Genomic DNA, 18,548 nt, shown 5'->3' with positions numbered 1-18,548 from the left:
GCGGGTGGCGAGAACCCGAGCCTACGTGATAACGGAAACGGTTTCCACTACGGTGGCGGCATGAGCGACGAGTACCGCGTCTCCGGGGAATACCTCCACCTTTTCAGCGAGCAGGCCTGGCAAGTCCTGCGGACACCAGTGGCGGATGCGCTGCGCGGCGCCGACGGTGACACCACCCTGCTCGACGTCGGCGCCGGCAGCGGACTGGGCACCGAGGTCCTCGCCACAGTCATCCCGCACGGCGACGTGGTCGCGGTGGAACCGTCGCCGGTACTGCGGGCGGTACTGCTCTCCCGTATCGCAGCGCACCCCGACCTGCGGCAACGGGTAACCGTGGTGGCCAGTGACGCGCTGAGCGTCGACCTGCCCACTCGGCTCGGCGCCGTCCTGGCGATGAACATGATCGGCCACCTCAACCCGAACGCACGGCGGGCGTTCCTGCTCCGGACTGCCGAACGTCTCACACCCGGCGCACCGCTGGTGCTGAACCTGCAACCACCAGCCGAGCCGGCACCGCTCCCGTTCTCGGTATTCGGCACCGTGCGGGTCGGCCGGCACACGTACGAAGGTGGCGGCTCCGGCGAACCGTCCGGCTCGGACGCGGTGACCTGGCGGATGCGCTACCGGGTCCTGGACAACGACGGCACCGCGCTGCGGGAGGATCACACCGACTACCGCTGGCACACCATCTCGGGCGAGGCATTACTCGCCGAGTTGGACGAGGCGGGCCTGGTCGGCGAGATCGGGCCACTGGACGTCGTACGAGCGGTGCGCCGACCCTAGCGGCGACGTCGGGCGTTCATTCGACAGGGTCTCCAGGGGCGTCTCGAAACGCCGAGGCCTGGCCCACCCGCCTGGTCATCGCTGTCGGTGAACCGCACCCGGGCAACCGCAACGACACGATCGCCTATCGCACGAGCGGAATCGAGCAGAAGGCGGCGGGTCGTTCACGCGGCGTTACCGGCTGCTGCCGTAGCGAGGCAAGAATCAACGCGAGCATTGAGCGCACGTACCGAAGATCTCCAGGGTGTGACCAACGTCGGTGAAGCCGTGTTGAGCCGCTACCTGGTCCGCCCACCGCTCGACGGCCGGTCCTGCGACCTCGACCGTTCGCCCGCAGTCGCGGCAGACCAAGTGGTGGTGGTGCTTGCTCTGGCCGCACCGCCGATACAGCTGCTCGCCCCCGGGCAGTCGGGTGGAGTCGATGTCGCCGGCGTCCACGAGCAACTGCAGCGTCCGGTAGACGGTCGTCAGGCCGACCCGCGCGTTCCGGGCGAGCAGCATCTGGTGCAGTTGCTGCGCCGTGTGAAAGCCCTCGACTTCTCGCAACAACGCCAGCACCTCGCTCCGCTGCCGCGTGTTGCGAGTCACATTTGGCATCGCCTGGTCCACCGTCGCCCTCTCGTGATCACGCCGGCCGCAGGCCGACCGCCGGCACACGGCCTGTTGCCGCCATGCCATTATGCGTCGTCCGGTGTCAGCGCCCACGCCACCTATCGGGTGCCGCCGATCGGATTCCGATCCCGGCGAGCCCTCGGCCAGTTCGCGCCACCGCTCGCAGCCTCGACCCGAGCCGGAACTGACCGGGAGGGCAGCGTCCACCCGGCCCCTCCGCACGACGGTTCGAGGCCCTCCGGAGGCGGGCGACTACGCGGCCTGATGGGTCGTGGATGCGAGGGGCGACGGTGGCGCCACGTCACGGGGATGTCACAACGTCGATTCGGCTCTCGACACCGAATACCAACACCACTAAGGATTCCCTCACGCGCGCCCTGCATCGACAGGGCCCTGTTCTCTGGAGGAAGAGAACGTGAGTGAATCCCGAAACCTGAGCAGGCGAACATTGGCCGCGCTCTTCGGATCGGTCCTGGCCGTTGGCGCCGTGACCGTCACGAGTGGCACCGCGACCGCGAGCGCCACCCCCTCCACACCCGACAATGCGCAGGCGACCCCTGCCGAGGCGTTGGGTGCGCATGACGCCAAGCTCCTCGCCGAGGCCACCGCGAAGCACGCACCGACGGTGACGCTGATCGTGGCCGCGGAAAAGGGCGAAGCGAACGCGGTCGCGGACGGGATCAAGGCACTCGGTGGGACGATCAACCGGCGCTTCGACCAGATCGGGTACGTCCTGGCCACCGTGCCCACCACGAAGGCCGTCAAGGCCGCCACGCTGCCCGGTGTCGCCGCTGTCGACCTTGACGAGGTCATTCCGGTGCCGGACCCGACGCCCGCTGTCGCACCTCGCGGTGGAAAGTCGGTGAAGCAAGCCGCCACCCTCGCGGGACCCGGCGCCGGCACCCGGGCGGTCAACCCGTACATGCCGACGCACGAGACCGGCGCGGAGGCATTCAAGGCCGCCCACCCGAAGTGGGACGGGCGCGGGGTCACCATCGGCATCATGGATTCCGGTGTCGACCTGGATCAGCCGGCGCTGCAGAAGACCACCACCGGTGAGCGGAAGATCGTCGACTGGGTCACCGCGACGGACCCGGTGACCGAGAACGACGGCACCTGGCGGCGGATGAACACCGAGGTGACCGGGCCCTCCTTCACCGCCGCCGGCGCGACCTGGACCGCACCGACGGGCACCTACCGATTCAACGTCTTCCGGGAGTCCATCACGGCGGCCAGCGACCCGGGCGGTGACGTCAACCGCGACGGCGACACCACCGACGTATGGGGCATCCTGTACGACCCGCAGAGCCACGACATCTGGGTCGACGTCGACCAGGACAACTCCTTCACCGACGAGAACCTGATGCGCCCGTACCGCGAGCGGTTCGACATCGGCCACTTCGGCACCGACAACCCTGCCACCGCTGTGCGTGACCAGATGCCCTTCGTCGTGGAGTACCGCGAGGACGTGGACACCACGCCGCTGAACATCCCGGGTACCTCGGACTACGTCAACATCGGCATCATCGAGGCGACCCACGGCACGCACGTCGCGGGTATCACGGCCGCGAACGACATGCTCGGCAACACCGCCTTCGACGGGGCCGCTCCGGGCGCGAAGATCGTCTCTGCCCGCGCCTGCTCCTGGGGCGGCGGTTGCACCGCCGCGGCGCTGACGACCGGCATGGCGGACCTGGTCATCAACCGCCGTGTGGACGTGGTGAACATGTCCATCGGCGGCCTGCCGACGCTCAACGACGGCTCCAACGCCCGCGCCCAGCTGTACAACGACCTGATCAGCATCTACGGGGTGCAGCTGTTCATCTCCGCCGGCAACTCCGGCCCCGGCCTGAACACCGTCGGAGACCCGTCGGTCGCCGAGAACGTGGTCAGCGTCGCGGCGAACATCAGCAAGGACACTTGGCTGGCCAACTACGGCTCGGTGGTGCGTACGAACAACGCGTTGTTCAACTTCTCCTCCCGCGGCCCGCGCGAGGACGGCGGTTTCAAGCCGAACATCACCGCTCCCGGATCGGCGATCTCGACCGCGCCGACCTGGCAGCCGGGCATCCCAGTGCCTGAGGCCGGCTACCCGCTGCCGCCGGGCTACCAGATGCTCAACGGCACGTCGATGGCTGCTCCTCAGGCCACCGGCGCCGCGGCGCTGCTGCTCTCGGCGGCCAAGGCCACCGACAAGGGTGTCACCCCGGCCGCGCTTCGCCGCGCCATCTACACCTCCGGCAAGCCGATCGCCGACGTCCCGACCTACGCGCAGGGCTACGGCATGGTCAACGTGCCGGGCGCGTGGAAGCTGCTCGCCAAGAACGTCGAGACGCGGTCGTACACCTCCGACGCCCCGGTCTGCTCTGAGCTGTCAGAGAATTTGACCCGCTACGACCGCGAGTTGAACCGCTTCGTGCCGAACCCCAACCGAGGCACCGGCGTCTACAACCGCTGCGCCTCGGGCGAAGGTGGGCAGAAGATCGGTCAGAGCCGGACCTACCAGGTCAAGCTCACCCGCACCAGCGGCCCAGCCGGATCCGTCATCCACAAGCTGGCCCTACGCGGCAACGACGGCACGTTCTCCGCAGCGAAGTCCGTCATCCTGCCGCTGAACAAGACGGTGACGGTCGGCATCACCGCCAAGCCGAGGTCCTCCGGCGCGCACGGCACCATCGTCACCGTGGACGACCCGAAGACGTCGGTGATCGACTTCGAGGTGTCCGCCGTCGTGGTCGCCTCCACCGACGTCACCCAGCCGAGCTTCTCCTTCTCGGCGGAAGGGTCGGTGCAGCGCAACAGCTTCACCTCGTACTTCGTCACCGTCCCGGCGGGCGCCGGTGCGCTGCAGGTGAACCTGTCGGGCATCGCCACCGGGCCGCAGACCCGCTTCATCGCCATCAACCCGTACGGCGTGCCGGTGGACCCGACGGCCAGCACCGCCTGCTACACCAACTTCTCCGACGCGGCTGCCTGCAAGCCGCAGGAGCGGGACTACCAGAACCCGATCGCCGGGGTCTGGGAGATCGAGGTGGAGTCACGACGGACCTCGCCGTCACTGAACAACCCGTTCCAACTGCAGGCGCGGGTGCAGGGTGTCACGGTCGAGCCGGACGTGATCGAACTACCGACGGTCACCGCGGGTCAGCCGACCGCGGCGAGCTGGACGTTGACCAACGCCTTCGGCCCGGTCGCGGTAACCGGTCGGGGTGGCGCCCTGTCCAGCGTGCACGCCGAGCGGCCGACCATCGCCGAGGGCGCCCAGCAGGAGTATCTGGTCGAGGTGCCGGCCGGTGCGACGAGCTTCACCGCCAGGATCGGCAACACCGCCAACCTCGGCGCTGACCTGGACCTGACGGTGTTCCGTGACGACACCGCGGTTGGGCAGTCAGCCGACGGTGACTCCGAGGAGGCCGTCACCATCACCAACCCGCTGGCGGGTACCTACCGGGTGGTCGTCGACGGGTACGCCGTCGACGGGCCGGGCACCACCACCGCCTACGACTACCGGGATTCGTTCTCGGCCCCGTCGCTGGGGGCGCTCACCACTCCCGTCACCGCCCTCGCCCTGCCCCACGGTGCCACCGCCACCCTGAACGGGACGGTGACCGCCCAATCCGTTCCGGGGGCCGGCCGACAGCTGTATGGCGAGCTCGCCGTCGTCACCGCCGACGGCGCGATCGTCGGCCGTGGGGCCGTCCACATCGGCGCCGTCAGCTAATGGCGTAAAGCGGAGTTGGAGCCCGCTCCCGTTAGGCGCGGGAGCGGGCTCCAACGTCTAAAGTCCAAGCCCCGGCTCGCCCAGGAGCTACCGGCACCCTGATCCCGAGGGCGCGCGCCACTGACTGGATCCACCCGACCAACGCCGAGCTTGGATACGCGGGTTCAGCGTGCAGCCCGCCCGAGCCCCTGCCATGACAGCTGCAGAGCCCCGCTTGAGCGATCAGGAAGAGAAGGGGGCCGGCGTTGGCCGCACCCGAGCGCATCGCCCCACCCGGTGAGAAAGAGACGGACGCCTCGCTGTCGGCTGAGGACCAGCCGCATGCCCTGGCGGACCGCCTCAGCGCAGCCCGATCACCGATTGGCAACCGGATCGGCTCCCTGGAGATCCTCACCGTCCTGCTGCTCCTCCTGCTCGTAATGAGTCAACATCTGACGGACCTGCTCGCCGCACCGGCCCTCGCGACGTGGACGACGGTGTTCGTCTCCGTGATGGTGCAGGCTGTACCCTTCCTGGTCTTCGGCGTGCTCCTCTCCGCAGCGATTGCGGTGTTCGTACCCCGATGCTTCTGGGCTCGAGCCCTCCCCCGGCATCCTGCCCTCGCCCTTCCCGTGACCAGCGTCGCCGTCGTCGTACTCCCAGGCTGCGAATGCGGCGCCGTGCCGATCGCAGGCTCCCTGATCCGCAGCGGCGTCACCCCGGCCGCCGCACTTGCCTTCCTGCTCGCCGCCCCAGCGATCAACCCGATCGTGCTCGCCGCCACCGCTGACGCGACCCAATCAACGACGAAGAAATCCCGTACGTCCAGGTCAACTCGTGGCGCGAGGTGACTGCCCCCGCTGATCCGTACGAGTAGCCGCCGCGACGCCCCGAGGCTGCAAGCAACCGGCGGATTTAGGCAGCCGGTCGGCTCCAGTGCGGGCTACCCGACCCTGACGACGACCAGGTGAAGGCTGGCCAGACGTTCCGGCAGGTGACACCACGGCACACCCGTACGCGGCGTCCACAAATCCCGTTGATGACCTGACGGTGATCCCGCCACCGCCCTCGTGTACCACCCGGCTCCGCAGCAGCGGCAAGATCACCACCCACGCCTCATCGGTCAACTCACCGCGACGCACCACCAGCACATGGGCGACGGTTGATCCTTGCAGGGTCGGCAGGACACACCATAACCGGGTTGACGATGAGGATCTTCATTCGGCGAAGACCGCGCTGGCGATGTTCCGGCAGCTGGACCATACCCACGGCGCCAGGCGGCGGCGACGCCGATCTCGAAGCCGGCCGCAAGTCGGGTGCAGGTGTCGCCATTGCGCAGATGGCCCAAAGCGAGCAGCGCCTGCCGGCCGGGTTCGAGGCGCCGCCACCTGGATCGGCGTTGCTTGCGTTGGCCGCTGATGCGTTCGGCCAGGTGGTTCACCTCCCGCCGAGCCGCTCTAACACCTAGCGCCGACAACGATGTGCGCCTGACGCACCTGGAGCGCGAGGCCCAACGGACGATCACGGACAACGAACGACTCCTGCCGGGCACGCTGGCAGCTCGCCTCCGCCCGCCACCCGGCGCCTGACCGGGTCGAGCACGACTTGCGCTGGCCAGGCACTATCGCTACGTTATTCGAAAATGATTACCGTTTTCGGTTAGGGCGAGAGCATGTCAAGGCACCACCGGGTCACCACACGTGAACCCACGTTCGGCAAGTCCGTCTTCCGAACTCGACTACGGCCTGCGCGCCGGTCGTCCCCCAGAACGCAGAGGCGGCGGCACCGGATGTCCGCGTTCGACGGGCACGTCCGAACAGCGATGCCCGTCGAGGGCATGCGGACGATCGGCCGACACAGCACCGAAACCGCCGTACGCGATCTGCGCGCCGCTCGGGTCGAACTCTGATGGCGAGGGCAGCCGAGATCCGGCGGATCCTCCGACTGAAGAGCGCTCCGGTACGCGGCCGAGAGCCGGCGACTTCCGGGGCTGAAGCGACAGTGCCCCGCCGGTTCGTCCTCCGGCTCCTCGTCGTGTGCGGTGTGCTGGCCTGCGGGCTGGCAGTCGCTGTCGTCGCCGGTGTGGCGTTGGGGCCGGTCCGGATTCCCCCGCTCGAGGTGGTCACTGCCTTGGCCGACGACCTCGGACTGCCTCTTCCGGGCGACGAAGCCGGTGGGCAGCACACCACCGTGATCAACTACATCCGGTTGCCGCGGGTGCTCGTCGGTGCGTTGGTGGGTGCCGCGTTGGGCATCGCGGGGGCAACCATGCAGGCGGTCTTCCGGAATCCACTGGCGGAGCCGGGCGTCATCGGAGTCTCCTCCGGCGCTGCGCTCGGCGCCGTCGCGGCGATCTACTTCGGCTGGACGGCGCTCACCCCCTGGATGCTGCCGGCTACAGCGTTCGTCGGTGCCGTCGCCGCGATGGGTTTCGTCTTCATGGTTGCCGCCCTGCGCCGGGACCGGGGCCCCGTGACACTCCTGCTGGTCGGCATCGCGGTCAGCGCCTTCTTCGGCGCGCTCATCTCGGTCATGGTGGCGACAGCGGCGAACGACGAGGAGTTGCGCGGCATCGTTTTCTGGCTGCAAGGCGGGCTCGGTGCCAGAACATGGCAGCACGTCCAGTTGGCCGCAGCACCGGTGGTGGCAGGTTGCCTGTTGCTGACCGTGTTCGGACGAGACCTGAACGTCCTGTTGCTCGGTGACGACGGTGCCCGTGCGGCCGGGCTCGACGTGGCCCGCCAACGGGTGGTGATCCTCGGGCTTACTTCGCTGTTGACCGGTGCGGCGGTGGCCGTCAGCGGGGTCATCGGCTTCGTGGGGCTCGTTGTCCCGCACGCGTTGCGCCTCGTGATCGGTCCGGACAACCGGATCCTGTTGCCCGCCAGCGCGCTCGGAGGCGCGGCGTTCCTGGTCCTGGCCGACCTGATCGCGCGCGTCGCCTTCAGCCCCACCAGCCTGCAGGTGGGCATCGTCACTGCCCTGTTCGGGGCGCCGGTCTTCCTGGCCCTGGTGCTGCGGCGGCGCGGGACCACGGGCGGTCTTCGATGATCGTCAACGCCAGCAACGTGGGACTGCGTCAGGGTGCCACCCGCATCCTCCACGCGGTCGATGTCGCAGCCTCCGCCGGGGAGGTCGTGGGCGTCATCGGGCCCAACGGCGCCGGCAAGTCCACGCTGCTGCGCGCGATCGCGGGCGTGGTCATCCCCGACGAGGGCGAGATCACGATCGCGGGAGTGGACGTCGCCCGCGCGCGGCCCAGGATGCTGGCGCGGCAGCTGGCACTTGTCGAGCAGCACCCGGTCATGCAGTTCGACTTCAGCGTCCGTGACTACGTCCTGTTGGGCAGGCACGCCCACCTGGGGCGCTTCCAGGCGGAGGGCGCAGCGGATGCTGCCCACACGACAGCGGCACTGGAGAAGGTCGGCATCTCCGCATTCGCGTCCCGGAACGTGACAACCCTGTCCGGCGGCGAACGCCAGCTCGTGGCGATCGCGCGGGCACTCGTGCAGCAGCCCCGCGCCCTGCTGCTCGACGAGCCGACGTCCGCACTCGACCTGAGCCACCAACTCCGGGTCCTGGAGCTCGTCCGGGACCTGGCCGCCGAGCAGCTCGCCGTCATCGTCGTGGTCCACGACCTCGACCTGGCGGCGCGGATGTGCGACCGGCTGGTCCTGCTCGTCGACGGCCGCGTCAGCGCCGACGGGCCACCGGAGACGGTCTTGGACGCGGACCTGCTGCGCGACGCATACCACGTGCACAGCGTTGTGCGCCCCAGTCCCGACACCGGCGCGCAGACCGTGACGGCGCTGCGTCACATCCCGACCCCGAACAACAAGTCCTAGTAACTACCTCAAAAGGAATGACATGAGAGCACCAACCGCCGTACGCCGCGCTCTGGCGCTGGTCGCGGCGCTGATCATGACGTCAGCGCTGATGGCCTGCGCGGGCGCCGGCGCGAGTGAGGACCAGCACCCCGCGGCCGCCGACGGCTACCCCAGGACGATCAAAACGGACCTGGGGGACGTCACCATCAAATCCCGCCCCGAGCGCATCGTCGCGGCGTCAACCAACGCCGCGGAGATCGCGCTCTCCCTCGTCGGCCCGGATCGGCTGATCGGCGTCCCCGAGTGGTCCACCGAAGACCGGCACAGTCCGTTCGCCGCTGAAGCGCGCCAGGTGGGGCACACCGTCGGAACGGTAGCGAATGATCCGGAACAGATTCTCGCGCTCAACCCGGACCTCGTGCTCATCACGTTGGCTCACGACACCGAGCGCGACGCGCTCAAGGTGCTGCAGCAGGCCGGCGTGCCCACCCTCGTGTTGAGCCACTTCCCGAGCGTCACCACTGACGCGTTGGCAGACATCTCGCTGATCGGTGAAGCGCTCGGCGCCGAGCAGAAGGCGACCGAACTGGTCGGTCAACTGCGTGGCCGGTTGGATGCCGTCAAGGAGGCCGTTGCCGGGAGCACGGTGAAGCCACGGGTCGTGTTCATCTCCATGTGGCTCGACAACGGCCCGTACGCGACCGGACCGGGGACCATCAACCATGACCTGGTGACGCTCGCAGGAGCAGCGAACGCGATCGAGGACGCAGGCTTCGACAGCAGTGGTTATCTGGATCCGGAACAGCTCGTCAAGGCGGCACCGACCCATATCGTGACGCTGGATTCCGGTGGGGTCGGTCTCGACAAGCTCACCAACGGATTCCTGAAGAATCCGGCACTCGCCAGTGTTCCCGCCATCGCGAAGGACCGGATCCTGGTGCTGCCCGACCGGATGTTCTCCCCCGCGCAGGCCGGGATCGAGGGACTTGAGCTGATGGCCAAGTGGCTGCACGACCCGAACGCCGCGCGGGAGGTGCAGTGACGCAGACGCATGCGCATCGCGCTGCCGCTGGGAAACCGCGGGCGGAGCTGGCCCATCTGCTGCGGAGGGCGGGTTTCACGCCGACCGACGCCGAGCTGGACCAGGCGGAGCTGCTCGGCTACCGGGCCACCGTCGAACGGCTGCTGAGCCCACCTCCGCCCGCCGATGACGAGCAGTACCTCGTGCACCGGCATCTCCCTGCGACCGAATTGCCGATCGAGGCCGCGATGGCCGCTCCCGAGGTCATGTGGCAACTGATCACCAGCGGACACCCCCTGAGGGAAAAGGTCGCGCTGTTCTGGCACGGGCTGTTCGCCACCGCGTTCAAGGACGGCAACGCCGGCGTCGATCAGGCAGCCCAGATCGCGATGTTCCGCCGACACGGCCTGGGCAGTTTCGCGGACCTGCTGGTCCGGCTGTCACTCGACCCCGCGATGTTGGTGTGGCTGGACAACCAGCTCAGTGCGGCCGACCGGGTCAATGAGAACTTCGGCCGGGAGCTCCTCGAGTTGTTCTCGATGGGGCGCGGCAGCTATGACGAACAGGATGTGCACGCCAGCGCCCTGGCCTTCACCGGGTGGTCGGTCCGTCCCGGGCCGTCGGCGTTCCACCTCGGGGCTCGCCCGATGTGGTTCCACTACGACGCGCAGCGCCACCACGGAAGCCCGCAACAAATGCTGGGCCGAGATGTCGCCAACGGCCACGACGTCGTTGCGGCGATCATGGCGCAGCCTGCTACAGCCCGATACATCGCAACCCGGCTGTACCTCTTCTTCTCCGAGCAGAGCCCGCACCCTGAGACCGTCGCTGCCATGGCGGACACGTTCACCCTGACCGGTGGCGACATTCGCGCGGTGCTGCGCACCCTCTTCACCAGCCGCCGCTTTCTCGACCCGGCAGTACGCCGCGTACAAGTGAAGTCGCCGGTCGAGCTTGTGGTGGGACTGGCCCGGACCGCACAGTCCTGGTCAGTTCCCGACCACCGGCTCGGTGAGCTCGTCGACGCGGCCGCCCTCATGGGGCAACGCCTGCTGACGCCACCCAACGTTGCCGGCTGGGCCAGTGGCGAGGCGTGGCTCCAGGGCGCCAACCTGCTGGAGCGGATCAACTTCGCCGCCCGCCTGGTCGGCGCGTCAGCGTTGCTGGCGAGCCGCGCCGAGCAGACCGGGCTTCCCGTGTTGGACGCCTGCCTGTCGGCGCTTGACCTTGATGACGTGTCGGAGCAGTCGCGGGACTCGTTGGCGCGGGCCATCGGGCGCCTCGGCGACGACGGGGGACCCGCCAGCGGTCGGGCCATGACCCTTGCCGTCGCAGTGCCCGAGTTCCAGTACTGCTGAAAGGAAGGCCATGTCCTCCAGTTTCGTAGTGATACACCTTGCCGGCGGCAACGACGCCCTGAACACCGTCGTGCCTTTCACGGATCCGCACTACATCGCAGTCCGCCCGACCCTCGCCCTGCAGCCGGATTCTGAGCTGCCGACACTGCGTCGTCCGGGCCGCGAGGACGTGCCGGGTGGGTCGGGCGTGCTGCCGATCAACGACTCGCTAGGCCTGCATGGCGCCCTTACCGGATTCCGCGACCTGTACGAGCAGGGCAGACTGGCCGTGCTGCTGGGCGTGGGCTACCCGGAGCGGGACCGGTCGCACTTCCGATCCCTGGACGTGTGGCACACCGCCGAACCGCACCAGGTCCGCAGTGACGGGTGGCTGGGCCGAGTCGCGTCGGTGTTGGACCCGCAGCACGACAACCCGGTGCTACTGACCAACATCGGCCGGTCGATGCCGCTGGCCTTGGCCGCCCCTGGCGTCATGGCGGCGTCGCTGGAGTCGATCGGAGGATACGGCCTGCTTTCGCCGGCCGACCGCCGCGGCGGCGGCGGCGCTGGGGGTGTCGCTCATGCCGATCTGGCCGCACTTGCGGCCAGCTTGTACCAGGGCCGGGCGCTCCCCAATCCGTGGGGCTCGGCGCAACAGGTCGGGGTATCGGCGATACGTGGGATCCGGTCCTTCGACGCGGTTCCCGATCGCGGCGAGACCGATGTGCAGTATCCGCCGTTCAATCCCATCGCCGCGCGCCTGGAGATCATCGCGCGGATCGCCACTGCCGGTGTGGGGGCGCAGATCTTTCACACCACCCATGACGGCTACGACACGCACGAGAACCAGTTCGCCACGCAGCACAGGCTGCTGGCCGATCTGAGCGAGGCCGTCACTGTGTTCCTCGATGACCTGGCACAGCGCGATCCACTGGATCGTACTCTGATCTTGATCCATTCCGAGTTCGGACGCCGTATCGCCGAGTCCCGCGGCGGGACCGACCACGGCGGAGCTGGAGTCGCGTTCCTGGTCGGCAACGGTGTGGCCGGCGGCATTTACGGTGACATGCCCAGCCTGCGCCGCGAGGACAGCATCGACGGTGACCTGCGCCCATCGTTGGACCTGCGCGAGGTGTATACCGCGATCCTTCAGCGGTTCCTGAACGTCGACGCTGCGGCGGTGCTCGGCAAGGCGTTGGGAAGCCTACGGCTGGATCGGACGGTGGCGTGATGACCGCAGCACTCAGTATCGGCGTATGGGGCAACAAGTCTCGGGGGTTCGCTCACCCGGTTGACGCCTGCCTCGACGAGGCAACGGGACACCTGCTGGTGCTCAACCGCTCAACCTCCTGGAGTTCGCCGCACGGCCGCGCCGTGCGTGTCAGCGTGTTGGATCGACCCGACCCTGATGCCGACGTGGTCGCGGAGTTCGCAGGGCATGGCTCCGAGACCGGCCAGCTGATGGCCCCGGTGGCGCTGGCCACCGACGGGACAGGTCGGATCGCCGTGACCGACGAACACAGCCACACCGTGACGGTGTTCGGCAGCGACGGACGGTTCATCAGCCGCATCGGCGGTCCCGGGACGGCGCCTGGCCTGTTCGATCACCCCGCCGGTATCGCCGCTGACCCGGATGGCATCTGGGTTGCCGACGCGGGTAACGACCGGCTGCAGCGACTCACCTGGGACGGCGCGCCGATCGCCGTCGTTGGCTCGACCGGCCTGGGGCCGGGCCAATTCCGTCGGCCGTGGATGGTGAACGCCGATAGCGAGGGGCACCTCTGGGTAGCCGACTGGGGCAACGACCGAATCCAGGTCCTCGACCCCCAGGGAACGTGCCGACAGGCACTCGGTTCGCCTGGAGGCGAGCCGTTCCTGCGGCCAAGCGCAGTGCTCCCCATGCCCGACGGCGGATTCGTTGTCTCCGACTGGGGGCACCGTTGCCTCCATCGCTTCGATCAACGGCTGCGGCGCATCGGGGTGTGGTACGGGTCGGCGCATCTGTCACCGTGGGGGCGGGAGCGGCTCGCCGAGTTCGACACCATCGCCGAACGCCGCGACGCAGCCGCAGATCCAGCCGGGGAACAGCTCATGGGGCGGCCGGGTGGGCTTTGCGCCTTGCCAGACGGGGACGTGCTGGTGGCGGACACCGCACACCATCGACTCCAGGTCTACCCGACGGTGTAACTCGGCCGCATGATGCGACGCCCCGGAGGTACATCGCGCGGGACGAGACCGCTTGCACAGGCTGCTGCCAGGTGGCGATGGCCCTGTCGGTGAGTGTGGGGACGGGTCACCCGGCCGGGTCACCCGGCCGGGTCACCCGGCCGGGTCACCCGTTCCCACATCCCAACGTCAGACGTCGTGGACCCGCAGCACCTGGCTGACCGGCGCGGCGTCGCCGAGCGCGGCCCGCAAAGCGACCGGCTCCGGGTCGGTCAGGAAGCTCTCCAGCCCCTGCGGGGCGGTGAAGGTTGTCACAGCCACCTCCGGCTCGACCGCCGAAGCGCAGGCCAAGCCGCTGCAGGCCACCGTTTTTGTGACCACGCAGGGCCCCCTGCTCCGGGTCAAGGGCGAGCGGCTGCCGGCGGCGCTGTGTTCCTTTGAGGCCGATGCTGACGTGGATATGCGGCAGGATCTGGTCCTCGGCCTCGTCGTAGGCGATGGCGCCGCCGAGCGCATCGACGTTGGACAGGTGAACGCGGTCCCACACGGATGCCTGGGGGCTGCCGAGCCGTTGGCATGTGCCGACGATCTCGACACTGCTGAAGCCAGCGATGAAGACGGCGATGTAGCCGTGGCGGTTGACGGCCATCTCCGACGTCATCGTCGCGGTAGCAATCAATTCGACCGATGGCTATACGTACGGCTGGTCAAGCAATCCGCTGGGCCAACGCCCTCGATCGCGAAGCCGCTCAACGCATCAACGTTGAGCAGCTTCGCGCTCAGCTGGTGACCCGGTCACCCGGTCTCTAAGGCGCAAGCACCGCCCGCTGCGGCAGCGTCTCCTGGGTGAGCTGACTCTCACGCCGCAACCGGCCGACCGAGGATCGCTGACATCGCCTCGTGCAGCGCTCGGTGCGGATCGGCGGGCAGCCGAATCGACCGCCAGCCGATGTGTTTGTCCGGACGCACCAGGAGCGCGCCGTCCTCGTCGATCTCCCGCAGCCGTGCCCAGTCGTAGTACAGGTCGGTCACTCGATGCCCAGGGCCGATCAGCACGGCCTCGAGCGGCACGCCGAGTTCGTGGCTGACCTTGTCGGCAGCCGCCACCCACGGCTCCCCAGCGATACCGGTCAACAGCGTGAACTGCGTCATCGGTGCCAGATCGAGAGTGGAAAACTTGTGCCGGGCATCACCCACCCAAGCATGCGGCAGCCGGGATCCCGGAACGGTGGACGGCTCGTAGTACAGCTCCGAGTCCCGGCTCGGCTCCGGCCGGCGAGTGCCGTCGGAAGTTACCGCATCCGACTCGTAGAACTGCCCCAGCTCGACGCCGTGGGCATTGAACTCGTAATTCTTCAGCTCCATGGCCGACACCAGTGCGGCCCGCTTGGCTGCCCCCTCGGGAGTGTTGGCTTTGCGCTCCTCGATGCGCGCGACCATCTCGGCCTCATCCTTGGCGTCGAGCAGGCCCAGCACCTCGAAGAACTGGACGAACTCGCGGCTGGACTTGTTCGCGCGCTGAACGATCTGCCTGGCCACTGGAGCCCGCTCCACCGAGTAGGTGTCCAGCAGCGAAGGCGCGGCCTGCCCACGGAGAACGGCTGCCAGCTTCCAGGCGAGGTTGTAGGAGTCCTGGATCGAGGTGTTCGACCCCAGTCCGTTGCTCGGCGGGTGACGGTGGACCGCGTCTCCGGCACAGAACACGCGCCCCGACTGCAGGTGCGTCGCGTACATCTCGTTGTTGCCCCACAACGACGTGCCGGTGATCTCCACGTCGATATCCGGCAGACCCAGCAGATTGCGCACGATCTGGACAGCGGCCGCCTCGTCGACGACCGGGGGAGGCTGGTTGATGTCGTAGCCCCAAACGACGAGCCACTCGTTCCAGGGCCGCACCATCCGCACCAGCCCGGCTCCGATTCCACCGATGTCCGAACCGGGACGTAGCACCCAGTAGAGCACCGAAGGCCGGTGCGCGACGTACGCCGCGAGGTCGGCCTTGAAGGTGATGTTCATCGAGCCGGCGATGTCCATCGCACCCTCCGTCGGAAGGTCGAGGTCGGCGGCGACCTTGGAGCGGGCGCCGTCAGCTCCAATGAGGTACTTGGCCCGGATCGTGTACTGCTCGCCGGTAAGGCGGTCCCGAACGTCGACGTCGACGCCATCGGAGTCTTGCCGGTGCCCCATGTACTCGGTGGAGAACTGGACCTGGGTACCTCGCTGCGCCGCGTTACGCACCAGGATTGGTTCCAGGTAGGTCTGGGGAAGATCGGCCGGCAGGCACGGTGAGGCGAGCCGGTAGTCGGCCAACCGGGCCGGATGGGTCCCCCAGGTAAGGATCCGCCCGATCTCCTCGCCAGCGATGGAGGTGCAGAAGACCGTGTCGCCCATCAGCTCGTGCGGAGTGGCGTCGGCGAGCGCTTGATCCTCGATGCCCAGGTCACGGAAGATCTCCATCGTGCGCTGGTTGGTGATGTGCGCCCGCGGGGTGTTGGCGGTCCAACGGTACTTCGTGATCATGATGTTCGGAATGCCCAGCGTGGACAGGAACAACGCGGCTCCTGCTCCCGCGGGGCCCGAGCCGACGACCACGACGTCGGTCGTCACCATCGAACCCTGGGGAAGCCGCGTCTCCGCTATCCCGTCGTTTAAATCCACGATCGCTCTCTCCACTTCGGTGCTCGGCGTGCGAGCAGGTGCCACTCGCGTGACCTTGTGTGCTACGGCGCGGCGCTGCCCCAGGAAGTACAGGCAGTAACGCGGCGGAAATACGAAACTGTGGCGGAATCAAATAGCTACCGGCGGACCCAGCCCTGCCGACGCAGGTCTGTGCACGCATGCCGAAGCGCGCCCGGAATGCTTGGGAAAGTGGGTAGCCGACCGGAGGCCGCAGCACGCCGCGACCTCAGCGACGGGAACCCGCGGTGAGGCTCGGTAGAAGGCACGGCCGCCCACGGAGCAATCAACACCGTGGTCACGACGGGAAGCACATACGTTGTCGACCAATTGGTCCAATCTAGGACTTCGAGACACCGCCGTTCAGGCTGTGAGCCTGGTCTCGCCCCGCCGAGTCCGGCAGCCTACTTCGGGTGCCGAACAGGTCGGGAGGAACGTTCGGGCGCTTGCTTGCTGGCGCCCACGATCATCCGACCGTGTCCAACAGCACTTCCCGGGGACCCTAGTCTGGACTATACAGTCCTGTTAACCGCTAGGCTACGGCAGTGCCTCGGCGGCCGATCCGAGATCACGTGACCGGCCAGTGCACCTGGTTTTGGCTGGCTCGGCGACACGTGCGACACAGGCGGACATTTGCATATTGCTTTCTATCAGCTGAAACCACCGACCAGGTTCGCCGGAAACGTCGTTCACGAAATAGACCTACGAATTCGATTCGAACAGGGTCACTTTGTTGGCGGGAATGTTCTGTCAACATTCGCCCTACCAGGGAGATAAGCGTCGTATGTCGTACGGTAGCGGAACCGAGGTCGATCAGCGTCGGCCGGTGCTGACCATCACCCCCGAATTCAAGGCGGACTCTCTCCGTCGATATGCCGAGCTCCGCGCACAGGGACCGGTTCATCGGGTCCGCTTCGGCAGCGGCCTCGAAGCGTGGGTAGTGGTCAGCTACGAGGAGGCGCGTATCGCGCTGACCCATCCGGCATTGTTGAAGGATTCGACCCCGGCGGAGAAGGCGCTCGCGGCAGTTGGCTTCATCATGAACAAGCCTGGGGTGGGGCTTGGCGGAAACATGTTGGAATCCGACCCGCCCACGCACACCCGGCTGCGGCGCCTGGTGGCCGGCGCCTTCAGCCCGCGCCGTATCCAACAGCTCGGCCCGCGTATCCAGCAGATCACCGACGACCTGCTGGACGCGATGGCACCACAGGGCGAGGTCGATTTGGTCGAGGCGTTCACCGGCCCGCTGCCGATCAAAGTCATCTGTGAGCTGCTGGGCGTACCCGAGGGGCCGGAGCGACGCGACTTCCGCAGCTGGACCAGCGCCACGTTGGGCCGGTTGTCCGACGAGCAGCGGGCGGCCGCGCTCAAGCTCAACCAGTACCTCGCCACTCTGATCGAACATAAGCGGTCCGAACCGGGAGACGACCTGCTGTCCGCGCTGATCGCGGTCCAGAACCAGGAGGACGGCCAGCTGACCCAGGCCGAGTTGCTCGGTACCGCAGTGCTGCTCGTCGTCGCTGGCCACGACACCACGGTCAATCTGCTGGCCAACACCATGATCGGGTTGTTCCGGCAGCCGGAGCAGGCCGACCTGCTGCGCAGCCGGCCCGAGCTGATGGCGACCGCGGTGGAGGAGTTTCTTCGGTACGACTCATCGGTCGAGCTGTCCACGAACCGGTACGTCGCCGAGGACCTGGAACTGGGCGGGCGGCAGATCCGGCGCGGCGACGTGGTGGCCGTCGCACTCGGCTCGGCGAGCCGCGATGCGCCTCAGCAGAACGGCGGTGAGCCCGACGTGATCGATGTGGAGCGAGCCGCGGCCCGGCACATCGCGTTCGGGCACGGTATCCACCACTGTCTCGGCGCCCCGCTCGCCCGACTGGAGGCGTCCATCGCGATCGGTTCACTGTTGCGGCGGTTCCCCGACCTGCGCCCGGCAGCCGACCTGCCGGGGCTCTCCTGGACGCCGACCGGCATGATGCGCGGTCCGCTCAGCCTGCCGGTGCGGTTCACGCCGACGGCCGTGGGCGAGAGGACGACGGCCGACCCCGCCTGAGGCGCCGGCCGGTCCGATAATCCGCAGCGGACAGAGTTGACGTGCGGCTCGGCGTCGTCGCCGAGGCCGCGCGTCTCGTCGGCTATCCGCCGCTCAATCCTCGCTGAGGGACTGGGATCCGACTCGACGTCGGCGACGGCAGCACGTTCGCCAGCCCCGGACACCTCGCCATCTACGCCGGCCTGGGACGACGTCGACGAGGGGTAGTCCAGGCAATTTCGGTGAAAGACCGTGAGGCATGTCTCTGGTGTGAACGTTTGGACGCAGGCTCGCGTTCCTGCCATGGACAACCATGCGAGCTGGTTGCCGGAGGCGTTCGTTTCCGAGGCCGTCGACGCCAGCCGTTATGCGTTGGCTCGAACCCAGG

At 68.0% G+C, this 18,548-nt stretch carries 13 protein-coding genes and 3 pseudogenes; 11 read left to right on the top strand and 5 right to left on the bottom strand.

The features are described 5' to 3' along the window. The first annotated feature begins 60 nt into the window (after positions 1-60). On the top strand, positions 61-783 hold the full coding sequence (locus D7044_RS08855) for a class I SAM-dependent methyltransferase (protein ID WP_120674114.1): 723 nt from the start codon (positions 61-63) through the stop codon (positions 781-783). Positions 784-987: 204 nt separating this feature from the next. Here D7044_RS08855 and D7044_RS08845 read toward each other — a convergent pair whose 3' ends face one another. After that, positions 988-1,380: a Fur family transcriptional regulator gene (locus tag D7044_RS08845; protein ID WP_233563011.1), complete on the bottom strand. Its 393-nt coding sequence runs from the start codon at positions 1,378-1,380 to the stop codon at positions 988-990. A gap of 430 nt (positions 1,381-1,810) precedes the next feature. Here D7044_RS08845 and D7044_RS08840 point away from each other — a divergent pair, with 430 nt between their 5' ends. Both D7044_RS08840 and D7044_RS08835 read left to right on the top strand, forming a co-directional pair. Continuing rightward, on the top strand, positions 1,811-5,116 hold the full coding sequence (locus D7044_RS08840) for a S8 family serine peptidase (RefSeq protein WP_120688520.1): 3,306 nt from the start codon (positions 1,811-1,813) through the stop codon (positions 5,114-5,116). A gap of 326 nt (positions 5,117-5,442) precedes the next feature. Then, positions 5,443-5,889 (top strand): annotated as a pseudogene (locus D7044_RS08835) (permease); the annotation flags it as partial. A gap of 188 nt (positions 5,890-6,077) precedes the next feature. Here D7044_RS08835 and D7044_RS33515 read toward each other — a convergent pair. Beyond that, positions 6,078-6,237: pseudogene (locus D7044_RS33515) on the bottom strand (transposase); the annotation flags it as partial. A 128-nt stretch (positions 6,238-6,365) separates the two neighbouring features. Next, positions 6,366-6,536: pseudogene (locus D7044_RS08830) on the bottom strand (transposase family protein); the annotation flags it as partial. Between the two features lie 602 nt (positions 6,537-7,138). On the opposite strand from D7044_RS08830, the gene D7044_RS08825 reads away from it, so the two are divergent. The 6 genes from D7044_RS08825 to D7044_RS08800 are packed head-to-tail and all read left to right on the top strand — an operon-like array spanning position 7,139 to position 13,467. Beyond that, positions 7,139-8,146 carry a FecCD family ABC transporter permease gene (locus D7044_RS08825; protein ID WP_199716544.1) on the top strand — a complete coding sequence of 336 codons (1,008 nt, stop codon included), beginning with the start codon at positions 7,139-7,141 and terminating at the stop codon, positions 8,144-8,146. Beyond that, positions 8,143-8,940 (top strand): heme ABC transporter ATP-binding protein, encoded by a 798-nt coding sequence (locus tag D7044_RS08820; protein WP_120688517.1) that lies wholly within the window; start codon positions 8,143-8,145, stop codon positions 8,938-8,940. Before D7044_RS08825 ends, D7044_RS08820 begins: the two co-directional genes overlap by 4 nt. Before the next feature lie 22 nt (positions 8,941-8,962). Further along, positions 8,963-9,964, top strand: coding sequence for an ABC transporter substrate-binding protein (locus tag D7044_RS08815; RefSeq protein WP_120688516.1), 1,002 nt, complete (start codon positions 8,963-8,965; stop codon positions 9,962-9,964). Beyond that, positions 9,961-11,301, top strand: coding sequence for a DUF1800 domain-containing protein (locus D7044_RS08810; protein ID WP_158609968.1), 1,341 nt, complete (start codon positions 9,961-9,963; stop codon positions 11,299-11,301). The genes D7044_RS08815 and D7044_RS08810 overlap by 4 nt, the downstream gene beginning before the upstream one ends. Before the next feature lie 10 nt (positions 11,302-11,311). Further along, positions 11,312-12,511: a DUF1501 domain-containing protein gene (locus D7044_RS08805; RefSeq protein ID WP_120688514.1), complete on the top strand. Its 1,200-nt coding sequence runs from the start codon at positions 11,312-11,314 to the stop codon at positions 12,509-12,511. Next, positions 12,511-13,467 (top strand): NHL repeat-containing protein, encoded by a 957-nt coding sequence (locus D7044_RS08800; protein WP_147434636.1) that lies wholly within the window; start codon positions 12,511-12,513, stop codon positions 13,465-13,467. Before D7044_RS08805 ends, D7044_RS08800 begins: the two co-directional genes overlap by 1 nt. Positions 13,468-13,635: 168 nt before the next feature. On the opposite strand, the gene D7044_RS33255 is transcribed toward D7044_RS08800, so the two are convergent. Beyond that, the gene (locus D7044_RS33255) at positions 13,636-13,761 is read right to left on the bottom strand and encodes a hypothetical protein (protein WP_267901592.1); all 126 of its coding nucleotides are present in this window, start codon (positions 13,759-13,761) and stop codon (positions 13,636-13,638) included. On the opposite strand from D7044_RS33255, the gene D7044_RS33510 reads away from it, so the two are divergent. Next, positions 13,748-14,236 carry a hypothetical protein gene (locus tag D7044_RS33510; protein ID WP_158609967.1) on the top strand — a complete coding sequence of 163 codons (489 nt, stop codon included), beginning with the start codon at positions 13,748-13,750 and terminating at the stop codon, positions 14,234-14,236. The two genes, D7044_RS33255 and D7044_RS33510, sit on opposite strands and share 14 nt — an antisense overlap. Positions 14,237-14,304: 68 nt before the next feature. Here D7044_RS33510 and D7044_RS08790 read toward each other — a convergent pair whose 3' ends face one another. After that, positions 14,305-16,053: an FAD-dependent oxidoreductase gene (locus D7044_RS08790; protein ID WP_459178188.1), complete on the bottom strand. Its 1,749-nt coding sequence runs from the start codon at positions 16,051-16,053 to the stop codon at positions 14,305-14,307. An 895-nt stretch (positions 16,054-16,948) separates the two neighbouring features. Between D7044_RS08790 and D7044_RS08785 the strand changes: the two genes are divergently transcribed. Then, positions 16,949-18,181: a cytochrome P450 family protein gene (locus tag D7044_RS08785; protein WP_199716543.1), complete on the top strand. Its 1,233-nt coding sequence runs from the start codon at positions 16,949-16,951 to the stop codon at positions 18,179-18,181. Positions 18,182-18,548 lie beyond the last annotated feature (367 nt).

It is taken from the genome of Micromonospora musae, from assembly GCF_003626635.1.
Taxonomy (GTDB): Bacteria; Actinomycetota; Actinomycetes; order Mycobacteriales; family Micromonosporaceae; genus Micromonospora; species Micromonospora musae.
This window is presented reverse-complemented; position numbering and strand designations above follow the sequence as displayed.

Coding starts and splice junctions, on each gene's coding strand:
- D7044_RS08855 (WP_120674114.1), top strand. CDS start 61: ATGAGCGACGAGTACCGCGTCTCCGGGGAATACCTCCACCTTTTCAGC.
- D7044_RS08845 (WP_233563011.1), bottom strand. CDS start 1,380: ATGCCAAATGTGACTCGCAACACGCGGCAGCGGAGCGAGGTGCTGGCG.
- D7044_RS08820 (WP_120688517.1), top strand. CDS start 8,143: ATGATCGTCAACGCCAGCAACGTGGGACTGCGTCAGGGTGCCACCCGC.
- D7044_RS08815 (WP_120688516.1), top strand. CDS start 8,963: ATGAGAGCACCAACCGCCGTACGCCGCGCTCTGGCGCTGGTCGCGGCG.
- D7044_RS08805 (WP_120688514.1), top strand. CDS start 11,312: ATGTCCTCCAGTTTCGTAGTGATACACCTTGCCGGCGGCAACGACGCC.
- D7044_RS08800 (WP_147434636.1), top strand. CDS start 12,511: ATGACCGCAGCACTCAGTATCGGCGTATGGGGCAACAAGTCTCGGGGG.